This is a genomic window from Hyphomonas sp. (assembly GCF_041689225.1).
Lineage (GTDB): Bacteria > Pseudomonadota > Alphaproteobacteria > Caulobacterales > Hyphomonadaceae > Hyphomonas.
Genome location: NZ_JBDNGN010000137.1, coordinates 1 through 12,801 on the forward strand (window position 1 = coordinate 1; position 12,801 = coordinate 12,801).

The 12,801-nt window shown below is 64.0% G+C and carries 13 protein-coding genes and 1 pseudogene; 12 read left to right on the forward strand and 2 right to left on the reverse strand.

Features of this window, described 5'->3' with window-relative positions; genetic code table 11:
- Nucleotides 1–150: 150 nt before the first annotated feature.
- Both ACESNB_RS13865 and gatC read right to left on the reverse strand, forming a co-directional pair.
- On the reverse strand, nucleotides 151–279 hold the full coding sequence (locus ACESNB_RS13865; protein ID WP_340694058.1) for a hypothetical protein: 129 nt from the start codon (nucleotides 277–279) through the stop codon (nucleotides 151–153).
- Between the two features lie 111 nt (nucleotides 280–390).
- Nucleotides 391–678 (reverse strand): Asp-tRNA(Asn)/Glu-tRNA(Gln) amidotransferase subunit GatC, encoded by a 288-nt coding sequence (gene gatC, locus ACESNB_RS13870; RefSeq protein WP_340694057.1) that lies wholly within the window; start codon nucleotides 676–678, stop codon nucleotides 391–393.
- 82 nt (nucleotides 679–760) lie between these two features.
- On the opposite strand from gatC, the gene ruvX reads away from it, so the two are divergent.
- From ruvX to rsmA, 12 genes and pseudogenes are all read left to right on the forward strand, one after another.
- A complete protein-coding gene (ruvX, locus tag ACESNB_RS13875; protein ID WP_373008310.1) occupies nucleotides 761–1,219 on the forward strand; it encodes a Holliday junction resolvase RuvX in 459 nt (152 codons plus the stop codon).
- Nucleotides 1,216–2,130, forward strand: a complete 915-nt coding sequence (locus ACESNB_RS13880; protein ID WP_373008312.1) for an AEC family transporter — start codon at nucleotides 1,216–1,218, stop codon at nucleotides 2,128–2,130. Before ruvX ends, ACESNB_RS13880 begins: the two co-directional genes overlap by 4 nt.
- A gap of 54 nt (nucleotides 2,131–2,184) precedes the next feature.
- Entirely contained in the window at nucleotides 2,185–3,132 is a 948-nt protein-coding gene (locus ACESNB_RS13885; protein WP_373008314.1) for an aspartate carbamoyltransferase catalytic subunit, read from the forward strand.
- On the forward strand, nucleotides 3,129–4,421 hold the full coding sequence (pyrC, locus tag ACESNB_RS13890) for a dihydroorotase (RefSeq protein ID WP_373008316.1): 1,293 nt from the start codon (nucleotides 3,129–3,131) through the stop codon (nucleotides 4,419–4,421). Before ACESNB_RS13885 ends, pyrC begins: the two co-directional genes overlap by 4 nt.
- A gap of 246 nt (nucleotides 4,422–4,667) precedes the next feature.
- The gene (locus ACESNB_RS13895) at nucleotides 4,668–5,552 is read left to right on the forward strand and encodes a glycoside hydrolase family 5 protein (protein WP_373008318.1); all 885 of its coding nucleotides are present in this window, start codon (nucleotides 4,668–4,670) and stop codon (nucleotides 5,550–5,552) included.
- 72 nt (nucleotides 5,553–5,624) lie between these two features.
- Entirely contained in the window at nucleotides 5,625–6,242 is a 618-nt protein-coding gene (gene plsY / locus ACESNB_RS13900) for a glycerol-3-phosphate 1-O-acyltransferase PlsY (RefSeq protein WP_373008320.1), read from the forward strand.
- A pseudogene (locus tag ACESNB_RS13905) lies at nucleotides 6,239–6,445 on the forward strand (DNA-protecting protein DprA); the annotation flags it as partial. The gene plsY and the pseudogene ACESNB_RS13905, both read left to right, overlap by 4 nt.
- A 41-nt stretch (nucleotides 6,446–6,486) precedes the next feature.
- Nucleotides 6,487–7,083 (forward strand): DNA-processing protein DprA, encoded by a 597-nt coding sequence (locus ACESNB_RS13910; protein WP_373008328.1) that lies wholly within the window; start codon nucleotides 6,487–6,489, stop codon nucleotides 7,081–7,083.
- A 280-nt stretch (nucleotides 7,084–7,363) separates the two neighbouring features.
- Nucleotides 7,364–9,553 carry an LPS-assembly protein LptD gene (locus ACESNB_RS13915; RefSeq protein WP_373008322.1) on the forward strand — a complete coding sequence of 730 codons (2,190 nt, stop codon included), beginning with the start codon at nucleotides 7,364–7,366 and terminating at the stop codon, nucleotides 9,551–9,553.
- A gap of 163 nt (nucleotides 9,554–9,716) precedes the next feature.
- Nucleotides 9,717–10,961 carry a peptidylprolyl isomerase gene (locus ACESNB_RS13920; RefSeq protein WP_373008324.1) on the forward strand — a complete coding sequence of 415 codons (1,245 nt, stop codon included), beginning with the start codon at nucleotides 9,717–9,719 and terminating at the stop codon, nucleotides 10,959–10,961.
- Between the two features lie 75 nt (nucleotides 10,962–11,036).
- On the forward strand, nucleotides 11,037–12,008 hold the full coding sequence (gene pdxA, locus ACESNB_RS13925; RefSeq protein WP_373008329.1) for a 4-hydroxythreonine-4-phosphate dehydrogenase PdxA: 972 nt from the start codon (nucleotides 11,037–11,039) through the stop codon (nucleotides 12,006–12,008).
- On the forward strand, nucleotides 12,005–12,801 hold a 797-nt coding region (gene rsmA, locus ACESNB_RS13930), incomplete at its 3' end, for a 16S rRNA (adenine(1518)-N(6)/adenine(1519)-N(6))-dimethyltransferase RsmA (protein ID WP_373008326.1). The genes pdxA and rsmA, both read left to right, overlap by 4 nt.

Here is a 12,801-nt window from a genome sequence, read left to right on the forward strand (position 1 = left end):
CGGACGCCGAAGCGTCATCAGGGCAACATGGTCTTTTGTCTCGATTGTCAGCACGGACATGGCAGCCTCCCGGTTGTATTTCGGAAGACTATGATGCCGGTCAGACGTCGTAGGCAATCATCGACGCCGCGTCAGGCGGCGCCGGAATGTTTAGCGCTTGAGGTGCTCGAGGCCCTTGATCGCGCCGGTCTTTACCGACGGATTGGACGCGTTCGTTTTCACTTTTTCCGCTTTCGGCTTGCGGACTTCCTTGTTCGTCTTCTTCTGACCCTTGGCCATGATCGCATTCCTGTGCAGGGACCCGAAGCGGATCCTACACCACAGGTGGGGGGACATGCCGCCCTAAATAAGGCCGCTCTGACACTTAGTTTTCAGAAAGAGGGTTGCCCCCTACTCGACCGATTTCGGTACGACGAAGAACCCGTCTGCGCTGCTGGGCGCATTGGCCAGGATCTGGTCCTGGATGTTGCCGTCAGTGACGACATCGTCGCGCATTGGCAGCTTGGTCGCCACCACGGACGTCATCGGCTCGACACCCTCGATATCCACTTCATTCAGCTGGTCGATCCAGCCGAGGATGCCATTGAGTTCACCCGCCATCTCTTCGAGGCGCTCTTCCGGCACGGCAATGCGCGACAGGCGGGCAACCTTGCGGACATCATCCTTGGTAACACTCATGGCACGGGCTCCGGTGGCTAGATACGCTCGGGCCCGAATACGCGATAGGCAACGCCGCTTCAAGGCGCTATGTGAGCGCTCAATGCCCGTAACAGATCTCGCCTCCCTGCCGCGCACCGGCGTCCTCCTTGGCATCGACCCAGGGTCCAAGACCCTGGGCATCGCCGCCACGGACGGAATCCGCATGCTCGCCACGCCCGTCGAAACGATCCGCCGCGGCAAGACGCTAGCGCCATCCCTCAGCCGCCTGTTCGATATCTATGACGAACGCAAGGCCGTCGCCCTCATTATCGGCCTGCCGCTGAATATGGACGAGTCCGAAGGCCGGCGCGCCCAGTCGTCCCGCGCGCTCGCCTACAATATCCTGCTCAAGCGCGACGTGCCGATCGTCTTCCAGGACGAGCGCCTGTCCAGCGAGGAGGCCGAGAGCGTGATGCAGGAGGCCTCCATCTCCGCCAAGCGCCGCGCCGAAATGATTGATGCGACTGCCGCCGCAATCATCCTCAAGTCCGCCCTCGAGCGTCTGGAGCGCCTCGGTTGACCGGGTTTCTCTACGCATTGCTGCCCGTCATCGCGATTGTCACGCTCGGCCACGTCCTGTCGTCCCGCAACTGGATCCCCGCCGAAAGCTGGCGCGCCATCGAGCGCCTGTCCTATGTCGTCCTGTTTCCAGCCCTGATTATCAGGACACTGGCCAATACGCCCTTCGAGTCCGCGCCATGGCGTCTCGCGGCGGCGCTGATCCTCGCCCAGCTCGTGCTGGGCGCCATTGGCCTTGCCGCCCGCTTCCTACCCAATATGAGCCGCCCTGCCGTCGGCACGATCATCCAGTCGAATGTGCGCTGGAACACGATGATCGGCCTGTCCATTGGCAGTCTCTTGTTCGGACAGGAAGGCCTCGCCCTCGTCACCATTGCTGCCGCCGTGATGATCCCCACGGCCAATGTCATCTCGGTCTATGCCCTGATTGCACATGCCGACTCACCGCACGGCCCGGCCCCTAAACCCCTCCTCGCGCTGTCTCGCAACCCGATCGTCCTCGCCTGCATCATCGGCATCGCGCTGGCCGCCTCGAATATCGAGCTGCCCCGGCTCGCTGACGACATGCTGCGTATTCTCGGCGATGCGGCGCTCGCCCTAGGCCTCTTGTCTGCGGGCGCGGGCGTCGATCTCTCCGCCCTGAAACGCGCCGGCCCGCGCACCCTCACCTGGTCGCTCGTCCGCCTGCTCGGCCTGCCGGCGCTTGCCATAGGCTTCGGCCTGGCCTTTGGCCTGTCCGGCATGGCCCTGACCATCGCCGTGATCTGCGCCGCCACGCCGACGGCCACCAGCTCCTACATCCTGGCCCGCGAACTGGGCGGCGACGCCCCGCTCGCGGCCAACCTGATCGCCGTCCAGACCGTGCTGGCCATGCTCACGCTGCCACTGCTCTACGTGCTCGTCAGCGGCTGACACTTGCGAACGGCCGGAATCGCGCCTAAACCGCCACAAATCGAAAGGGCCTCCATGGCAATGGCGGGATACACTTACAGCTTCGATCACGAGCATTTGCTAGGAATCGAAGGCTTTCACCCTCTAGACATCAATCACATTCTGGATCTGGCCGACCGCTATGCGGACGCTACGCGCGCCGGAAAACGCGCCGATCCGGTGCTGACCGGTCGCACCGTGGTGAACCTCTTCTTCGAGAATTCCACCCGCACGATGAGCAGTTTCGAGATCGCGGCCAAGCGCCTCGGCGCCGATGTCATCAACATGCCGGTCGCCCATTCCAGCGTCAAAAAGGGCGAGACGTTGATCGACACGGCGATGACGCTGAACGCCATGAAGCCCGACGTACTGGTCATCCGCCACTCGGCCTCGGGCGGCGCCAAGCTCCTCTCCCGCAAGGTCGACTGCGCTGTCATCAATGCTGGCGACGGCACCCACGAACACCCCACACAGGCGCTGCTCGACACGCTCACCATTCGCCGCCACAAGGGCCGCATCGAGGGTCTCAAGGTCGTCATTTGCGGCGACATCGCCCACAGCCGCGTCGCCCGTTCCACCACAATGGCGCTTCACCTGCTCGGCGCCGAGGTCCACCTCTGCGGTCCGCGAACCCTGCTGCCACCCGGCACCGATACTTGGGGCGCTGCCAGCGCCACGACCGATTTCGACGCCGCCCTCAAAGGCGCCGACGTGGTCATGATGCTGCGCCTTCAGTTGGAACGTATGGACGGTGCCTTCCTGCCCAGCCGCCGCGAATATTTTCGCTATTTCGGCCTTACGGCTGACCGCCTCGCGCTCGCCCTGCCCGATGCCACGGTCATGCATCCCGGCCCGATGAACCGGGGGATCGAGATCGAAAGCGCCATCGCCGATGGCCCACAATCTGTCATCACCGAACAGGTGGAAATGGGGGTCGCCGTGCGCGAAGCCGTCCTCGACCTTCTTGCGGGGACACACCGATGAGCCTGTCTATATTCAATGCCCGCCTGCTTGACCCGGCCACCGGCCTCGACGCGCCGGGCGCCATCTTCATCGACAAGGGCAAGATCAAGGACGTTGCCAAGGGCCAGTCCGGGCCGCATGCCGATGCGAAGGAAACACTCGATGCAGGCGGTCTCTGCCTCGCACCCGGCCTGATCGACCTGCGCGTCAAGACCGGCGAACCCGGCGACGAGCAGAAGGAAACGCTCGCCACGGCCTCACGCGCCGCTGTCGCGGGCGGTGTCACCAGCTTCGTTGTCATGCCTGACACGCGTCCCACCGTGGATGATGTTGCCCTGGTCCGTTTTATCCGGGAACGCGCCCGCGAAACCGCCAAGGCCCGCATCTATCCATCCGGCGCGCTCACTGTCGGCCTCGGCGGCGAACTCATGGCCGAGATCGGCCTGATGGCAGACGCTGGCGCCATCGCTTTCACCAATGGCGACATGCCTGTCGCCAATGCCTCGATCATGAAGCGCGCGATGGTCTATGCCGCCAGCCGCGGCGCTCTGGTCATGTCCCGTCCTGACGACCGGGCCCTGTCCGGGTCCGGCGTCATGAATGCCGGCGCGTTCGCCGCCCGCTTCGGCCTGTCCGGCATCCCCGTCGAAGCCGAATGGATCGGCGCCGCCCGCGATGTGATGCTCGCGGAAACGACCGGCTGCCGGCTCCTGCTCGACCAGGTCTCGACCGCCCGCACGCTGGAAATCGTCGCCGAAGCGCGGACACGCGGCGCAAAGGTCCACGCCACGGTCGCCGCCCATACCCTGTTCTTCAATGAGCGCGATGTCGGCGACTATCTCACCTATTGCAAGGTCAACCCGCCCTTCCGCGACGAAGACACTCGCCAGGGCCTGATCGCCGCCCTGAAACGCGGCGAGATCGACGCCGTCGTTTCGGCCCACGATCCCCAGCCGCCGGAAGAAAAGCGCCTGCCCTTCGGCGAAGCGGCTTTCGGCGCCGCCGGTCTGGAAACCACGCTCGCTGCACTTATGAGTCTCGTCAACGACGCTGACTTGCCATTGCTCGACGCGCTCGCGCCCGTCACCTGCCGCCCGGCCGACCTGCTCGGCCTGCCTCAGGGACGCCTGAAATCAGGCACCCCCGCCGACCTCATCCTGTTCGATCCCGGCAAGCCCTGGCTCTGCGAACGCGAGCACCTGCGCTCGCGCTCAACCAACTCGCCATTCGATGGCCGGCGCCTGCAGGGCCGCGTCATGCGCACGCTCGTCGGCGGCGAAACCGTGTTCGAATTCTTGCCGGCTTCCTGACATGGTCGAGCACCGCAGTACGTCCTTCAAAGAGGCTTTGCGTCAGTGAGCACCCCTGCGGGGTGACGTCGCGTTGACCGCGCGCCATCATGCTGTCACATCGTTCTCATGGGAAAATTGCGCAACAGGCTAGGCCGAGCGACACTCGCACTCGTCTGCGCGCTGGTATCCAGTGCGGCCACCACGTCGGTGCCGGATACGACGCCGTATGAACCGCCGATGCCACCCATTCAACGGTGCATGAACTTGAGCAGCGCGCTTGAGGCGTCCTATGAGGGCGAGTGGGGCTATACCATTCGCAACGAAGACATTGACCGACTCAAAGAGGCCGGCTTCGACACGATCCGTCTGCCCGTACGCTGGTCTGCACATGCCGGTCGGTGGGGCCGCTACAAGCTCAACAAGGACCTGCTGGCGCGCACCGATGCAATCATCGATTATGCCATGTCCCGCGACATGAATGTCATCCTGAACGTTCACCATTATTCCGAACTGAATAGTTGGCCGTCGCGCCATGAACGGCGGCTGGAAGGCATCTGGAAACAGCTTGCCGCACACTATGAGAACTACCCGGACGGTCTCATCTTTGAAATTGTAAATGAACCTAATGGCAAGATGACGGTGCAGCGGACCGACGCGCTCAACAAGCGGGTCGTCGCGCGTATCCGCAAGATCCAGCCTGACCGCTGGATCGTTCTGGCGACAGCAGAATGGGGCACGCTAGCTGGCCTCCTGCAAAGCCAGCCGCCCTCCGACCCGCGTATCATCCTGTCCTGGCACTATTACGAGCCGTTCGTTTTCACGCACCAGGGCGCGGAATTCTTCCAGCCGACCCCACCCGTCGGCAGGAACTGGGGCGATGCCGCCGACGTCGACCGCATCGCCAACGACTTCCGCCTTGCTGCTGCCTTCCGGGACAAGCACAACCTGCCGCTCCTGCTCGGGGAATTTGGCGTGTTCGATGCCGCGCCGGTCGAGCAGCGCGCGAAATGGATCGGCCGGGTCCGGCATCTTGCTGAAGCAAACCGGTTTGGCTGGTGTCACTGGGGCCTGTCCTCGAACTTCCGGTCATATGATGCCGACAAGGAAGCCTGGATCGAGCCGATACGGGCGGCCTTGCTGGACGATTGATCCCTAGGCTCTTGCCGCACGCGGGCGCTGTTCGTAAACCATCACCACAAAACACCAGAGGGAGACGACGGCATGCAAGCATCGATCGAGTATGGCGCGGCTGTCGTCTGCGGCTATCTCGCAGGCTCGATTCCGTTTGGCTTGCTGATCACCCGGGCGGCGGGCCTGGGCGACATCCGGGCCATCGGCTCCAAAAGTATTGGCGCCACGAACGTGCTGCGAACCGGCCGCAAGGACCTTGCCCTTGCCACGCTCCTGCTCGACAGCCTGAAGGCGGGCCTCGTCGCCTTCGCCTTCACGCATCTCTTCGGTCGTGAGATCGGTTTTGTTGCGGGCGCCATGGCCTTTGTCGGGCATTGCTATCCTGTCTGGCTCGGCTTCAAGGGCGGCAAGGGTGTCGCCACCTATGCCGGCCTCCTGCCGTTCACGACGCTGCCGGGTTTCTTCGTGGCTGCGCCCGTCTGGCTCATCGTCTTCGCTGTGACGCGGATATCCTCACTGGCGGCGCTCACGGCTGCCGTGCTGGTGCCCACCGGCGCCTGGCTGCTCGGCGAGCGGAACACGGTCGTCCTCGCCGGCCTGACCCTGCTTTCCCTCTTCGTGTTCTTCACCCACCGCGCCAACCTCTCCCGTCTCTTCAAAGGCACCGAGCCACGCTTCGGCACGCCGAAGGTCAAACCGGAGGCATGAGTTTGGTGCCGGTCCTGCCCGACAATGAGCGGCACGACTGGATCCGCCTCGCCCGCACGCAAAATGTCGGCCCCGTCACCTTCGCCCAGCAGCTGAAACGTTTCGGCAGCCCCGCCGCCGCCCTCGACGCCCTTCCCGAAATCGCCCGCCGCGCGGGTCGGGGCCGTCCGGTCGTCGCGCCCGCAATCGACGAAATCGACGCAGAAATCGAAGCAACGCAGCGGGCTGCAAGCTGGCTCGCGACATCGCCGCGGGCCTCGGCGAAGCGGGCTTTGTCACCGTATCCGGCCTCGCGCTCGGCATTGACGGCGAGGCCCATGCGGCGTCCCTGCGCACAGGCACAATCGCGGGCCTTGGCGGCGCCATCGACCATATCTACCCACCCCAGCACGAACGGCTCTACGCCGAGATCGCCGCCGAAGGCCTGATCGTCTCGGAAAGCCCCTTCGGCGACCGCGCCAAGGCCCAGGACTTTCCCAGCCGAAACCGCATCATCACCGGGCTCTCGCGCGGAGTTGTCGTCGTCGAAGCGGCCGAACGCTCGGGCTCGCTGATCTCGGCGCGCAGGGCCGGTGAGCAGGGCCGCGAAGTCATGGCGGCACCAGGATCGCCGCTCGATCCGCGCGAGGCAGGGACAAATGCCCTTATCTATCAGGGTGCTTCATTGGTCCGGCATGCGACGGACGTGCTGGAAATTCTCTCGTCGCTAAGCCACGGGCACGTTTCGGCGCCGCCTGCGGGCGCCTACGATCCTGAATCGTCCGATGAGCCCTTGCCGGAAAGCCAGATCGCCCGGGTGCGAGAGGCCCTCTGCCCCACCCCATGCCGATTGACGAAATAGCTCGCGCCAGCGGCGCGGCGCGGCGCGTTGTGCTGCAATCCTTGCAGAACTGGAACTTTCCGGCGAGGCCATCACCTTGTCAGGCGGTTTCGCGACCCACGTGGTGTGACGGCCCCCTCTGTGTCGCGAAAACACCGCCTGATGCAGGAAAATGCCGCCAGACGCCGGCGATGGCTGGACGATCCGGGCCATCACCTCTAAGCCTCCAGACAAATCAATGAACCCGGCGCAGGCACAGAGTGTCCAATCCATGCGCAAATGTGACTGAGGTAACCCCGTCTTGGCGAACTGGCTCCTTTACGCCGCTGCATTGGGCCTGGTCACATCCGGGGCCTATTCTGCCCATGCGCAGGAATCCGCATCCATTGCCCAGCCGACATCCGAGGGCGAAGATCACGTCGTCCTTGAGGCCGACTACATTTACGAAGTCCGGGACGAAAACAGCATCGTCGCCGAAGGCAATGTCGAGGCGCTGTATGAGGGCCGCATCCTTCGCGCCGACCGCATCATCTACAACAAGACAACCGACCGCGTGCGCGCCACCGGGAATGTCGTCATCATCGACACCGATGGCTCGCAGCAATTCGCCGACGAGATCGAGGTCAATTCCAACCTTGCAGACGGCTATGCCATCGGCTTCTCTGCCCGGCTGCCTGATGGCGCGACGGTGGTTGCCAATTCCGCGATCCGTCAGACCGACGGCATCAATGCGCTCGAACAGGCCATCTACACTGCCTGTCCGGTCTGTGACGAGCATACGACGCCCACCTGGTCCCTGCGCGCACGCCGCACCGTGCTCGACCAGGAAAACCAGATGATCTCCTACCGCGACGCCGTGTTTGAAGTGCTCGGCATACCGGTCTTCTACTTCCCCTATCTCGCGCATCCCGATCCGACATCCGAACGGCGGTCAGGCTTCCTCGTGCCATCGGGCGGCGTGTCCTCGAAGCTCGGGACATTCTACCAGCAGCCCTATTACTGGGCACTCTCGGAATCGTCGGACGTCACGATTGCCCCGCTGGTCAGCGCCAACGTCAATCCGCTGCTCGAACTCGACATCCGCAAACGCTTCTATTCCGGCGGCATCAAGATCAATACGAGCATCACCAACGAAGCCGATTTCGACAGTGACGGCGAGAGGTTCGGCGACGAGAAATGGCGCGGCCACATCTACGGCAAGGGCCTGTTCGCCATCTCGCCGGAATGGCAGTGGGGCTTCGGCGTCGAGACCCAGACCGATGACCTGTTCGATCGCCGCTACGACCTCGACGGCCAGGGAGAGCGGCGTGGCCTCTATTCCAGCCAGCCGCGACGCCTTCTGTCGCAAATTTTCGCGGTCGGTCAGGGCGACAACTATTACACCGATGCCGCCGTGCTCAGCTTTCAGGGCCTGCGGGAGAACGATGCGGACGGTGCCCTGCCCACGGTCGCGCCCGTCTTCTTTGGCGAAAAATACTGGGACATGGGTGATTACGGATTCGCCGCCGTGAATGTCTCGTCGGCCATGCTGACACGCGATGTCCGCGCCGACAGCCAGCGCGTCAGCGTCGGCGGCGACTGGAGCAATCTCAGCGTCCTGCCGGGCGGTTTCACGTTCAAGCCCTTCGCGGAAATCCGGGCTGACTATTATGCCCTCGATGAGGCCGTGTCGGGCGAACCGGATGTGTCACGGGCCGTCGGCAATGCCGGCGTAAAAATCGCCTATCCCCTGATCCGTCCCGGCAAGATCGTCGACATCATGGTTGAGCCGACGATCATGGCCGCCTGGGGCTTTTCCAACACCAATGATTCCGCAATTCCGAACGAGGACAGCCTCCTCTACGAATTCGACGAAGGCAGCCTGTTCGAGGCCAATGGTTTCGGCAATTACGATCTTTATGAAGGCGACGGCAAGGCGTCGGCCGGCGTCACCGCCCGCGCCGTGTTCAAGAACGGTCCCGAATTCAGCACAACTCTCGGTCGCCGCTGGCGGTCTCGCGCAGACCCGAATTTCGACGTCGCCAGCAATCTCGACGGCAGGTCATCTGACTGGGTCGCCGAGTCCACGGCTGATTTCGGCACGGCCCTGCGCGTCGATACCCGCGTGCGCCTGGACGATGACGGCTTCAAACTGAACCGTATCGACGCCCGGTTGACGACCAATTACAAGCGCCTGCGCGCGGTCGGCCAATACTACAATATCAGCGAGCGCATCAGCCCGCTCGGCACGCCGGACGAAGGCATCTTCCTGCGCGGCGAGCTAAGCGTCACAGACCGCTACTCGCTGGTCTATGGCCAGTTGCGCGACATCGCCGCGAACCTCAATGCGAAGCGGGAGTTCGGCATCGCCTATGAGGACGACTGCTCACGGTTCGAGATTATCTACCAGCGCTCGGAACTGGTCGACCGCACACTCGGGCCATCGGAAAGCATTCAGTTCCGCTTCTCGCTCAAATCCATCGGAGACTTCGGATCCAGCGAGTTTGACTGATTCGGCCGGGCGTCCGCCCCGACGGAGCGCCGCAAGCCACACTAAATTTCTGTAACGATTCAGGGATCACTGCCCTGATCCGTTGCACCCATCGACAGGACTTGTATGGTCCGCGACTGTTGCATGAATTGGGGCCCGACTGGGGACTCAGTGGAGAAGATACATGATCCGTCAGTTACTTGTTGCTGCTTGCCTGTTCACCATGTCCGCCACGGGCGTGGCCGTGGCCCAGGACGCGACGGAATCCAGCCGTCTGCCACTTGAAGGCATCGCCGCTGTGGTCAATGACAAGCCGATCTCCTTTTCAGACGTGCGCCAGCGTGCCCGTCTCCTCCTGCTCAGCGTCGGCGGCCAGCAGCCGTCCGCCGAACAGGTCCAGCAGATCACCGGCCAGGCGCTTGAACAACTCATCGACGAGAGCCTGCAGCTTGAGAAAGCCTCCGAATTCGACATGGAAATCGATGCGCGCGAAATTGACGGCGCTGTCGAGGACATGGCGCGCCAGGGCGGCAGCACCGGCGACCAGCTCAAGGCCCAGTTGCTGCAGGCCGGGGTCAATCCGGCCAGCCTCGAAGAGCAGATGCGCGCAGAAATCGCCTGGAACCGCGTGATGAGTGGCCTCTACGGATCACGCATTCGGGTATCCGATAACCAGGTCGACGAACAGATGGAACGCATGCGTTCCGCGTCGAAGACAACGCAGTATCGTGTGTCCGAAATTTTCCTCTACGCGCCCGATGACGAGTCCCGCGCACAGGCAGTGACCGCTTCGGCGGCCTTGATGGCGCAATTGAAGCAAGGCGCCGACTTCCGCGTCGCCGCTCAGCGTATCTCGTCAGCCCCCACCGCCGCAACAGGCGGCGACATGGGCTGGATTTCCCTGGACGATCTCGCACCGGAACTGGCCGAGGCCGTGACATCCGCCGCCCAGCCCGGCCTGCTTGAGCCGATCGAAGTGGAGACCGGCGTCTATATCATCCTCGTCGCCAACAAGCGCGAACCGAGCCAGGCAGTGACCAAGGTCAACCTCAAGCGTCTGTTCGTATCGGACGGAACAGACGCCGATCTCCTGGACGCCATGGACAAGATCAAATCGTGCGATGATGTCCAGAGCGTCGCCAACTCCAAGACCAATTTGCGCGCGGCTGATCTCGACGAAATAAATGTCGATGAACTGGGTCCCGAAGGCAGCGATCTCGTCAAGGCGACTGAAATCGGTCAACCAACAGCCATCTTTGCGGCGTCTGGTGGCCTTGCCGTGATGTATGTCTGTGCCCGTGAGGACGGCGCCGAAGCCCTGCCGTCGCGCGACGATCTCAAAAGCAGCCTGAAGAACCGCGAACTCGGCATGATCTCGGAGCGCGAGCTTCGCAACCTCCGCCGCGAAGCCACCATCATCTACCGATAGGGCTTGCGCAGGCGGACTTTTGCAACCAAACCTCCGCCCGTGAGCCAAAAACCTGTCCTGCCTCTTGCCCTGACCATGGGCGACCCTGCCGGGTGTGGCCCCGCCATCACGGCGGCGGCGTGGCGTCAGCTTCGCGCAGACCCCGGCCTGGCATTCTACGTCATCGGCGCGCCGGAACTCTACGCACCCGGCGTCCCCGTCCGCGAGATCGCCGCGCCGGATGAAGCCCGTGGCACCTTTGCCGACGCGCTGCCTGTCCTCGCCCTCTCCGACGTGCCGGACATCCGCCCGGGCGAGCCCGATGCCGACGCAGCCCCCGCCATCATCCGCTCCATCGCGCTGGCCACGAACCACGCCTTGGACGGCCTGGCCGCCGGTATCGTCACTAATCCGATCAACAAGGCCCTGCTCTATGGCGCAGGCTTCGTCTATCCGGGCCATACCGAATATGTCGCCCACCTCTGCGCCGAACCACATGCCAATCCCCCGCATCCAGTCATGATGCTGGTCGGCGGCGGGCTGCGCGTGGCGCTGGCCACCATCCACATGCCGCTGATGCAGGTCGGCAAGGCATTGACCGTCTCCGGCCTCGTCGAGCTCGGCCATATCGTGGCGCAGGCGATGACGCGGGATTTCGGCATCCCTGCCCCGCGCCTCGCCTTTTCCGGTCTCAATCCGCATGCGGGCGAAGACGGCACGATTGGCCGGCAAGAGATCGACATCATCAATCCGGCCGCTCACGCGCTCCGGCTCGCAGGCATCGACATAAGTGATGCGCGCCCCGGCGACACCGTGTTCGCCGAAGCCCTGTCCGGCGCCTATGACGCGGTCATCGCCATGACTCATGACCAGGGCCTGATCCCGGTCAAGACGCTGGACTTCTGGGGCGGCGTCAACGTCACGCTTGGCCTCGCGGTCGTCCGCACCAGCCCCGACCACGGCACGGCCTATGACGCCGCCGCTGCGGGTACCACGCGCCCTGACAGCCTCATCGCGGCCTTGCGCCTTGCCGCAGCCATGGCCACCGCCAGAAACCTATCCGCATGACCGACACCCATCGCCCCGACCTCACCGACGCCCCGGCCCGCAAGGCGCTCGGCCAGCACTTCCTGTTCGACCCCAGCATCCTGCACCGGACCGCCCTCGCCGCCGGTCCGGTCAAGGGCCGCGTCGTCATCGAAGTCGGCCCCGGCCCCGGCGGCCTGACCCGCGCCCTGCTCGACGAAGGTGCGGGCAAGGTGATCGCGGTCGAAGCCGACCCGCGCTTTGCCGACGCGCTCCTCCTCTGGCCCGAAGCCAAGGACGGCCGCCTGCTGGTCCTCCAGAAGGACGCCCGCAAGGTCAATTTCGAACAGCTTGTCATCGAGGCGGGCGCGACCGAGCCCGCCATGATCATCGGCAACCTTCCCTACAATGTAGGCACGCCGCTGCTCGTCGGCTGGCTCAAGGCCGGTGACTGGCGCGGCGAGATGGCCCTGATGTTCCAGAAGGAAGTTGCCGAACGCATCTGCGCCGCGCCGGGCACGGACCATTATGGCCGCCTCGCCGTCCTCGCCCAGTCGGCCACCCGCCCCCATATCGCCTTTACCCTGCCACCCGGCGCCTTCACCCCGCCGCCCAAGGTCGACAGCGCCGTCGCCGTGCTCGAGCCCCTGCCCGCAGACCAACGTTTCGAACACATCGACTTGCTTGAACAAGTCACAGGCGCCGCCTTCGGCCAACGCCGCAAGATGATGCGCGCCGCCCTCAAACCCTTCGCGAAAAAGCACGGACTGAAAGCCGCCGACTGGCTCGAAAGCGTCGGCATCGACCCGACCGCCCGCGCCGAAATCCTCTCGCA

Coding starts and splice junctions, on each gene's coding strand:
- ACESNB_RS13865 (WP_340694058.1), bottom strand. CDS start 279: ATGGCCAAGGGTCAGAAGAAGACGAACAAGGAAGTCCGCAAGCCGAAA.
- gatC (WP_340694057.1), bottom strand. CDS start 678: ATGAGTGTTACCAAGGATGATGTCCGCAAGGTTGCCCGCCTGTCGCGC.
- ruvX (WP_373008310.1), top strand. CDS start 761: ATGCCCGTAACAGATCTCGCCTCCCTGCCGCGCACCGGCGTCCTCCTT.
- ACESNB_RS13885 (WP_373008314.1), top strand. CDS start 2,185: ATGGCAATGGCGGGATACACTTACAGCTTCGATCACGAGCATTTGCTA.
- pyrC (WP_373008316.1), top strand. CDS start 3,129: ATGAGCCTGTCTATATTCAATGCCCGCCTGCTTGACCCGGCCACCGGC.
- plsY (WP_373008320.1), top strand. CDS start 5,625: ATGCAAGCATCGATCGAGTATGGCGCGGCTGTCGTCTGCGGCTATCTC.
- ACESNB_RS13920 (WP_373008324.1), top strand. CDS start 9,717: ATGATCCGTCAGTTACTTGTTGCTGCTTGCCTGTTCACCATGTCCGCC.
- pdxA (WP_373008329.1), top strand. CDS start 11,037: ATGGGCGACCCTGCCGGGTGTGGCCCCGCCATCACGGCGGCGGCGTGG.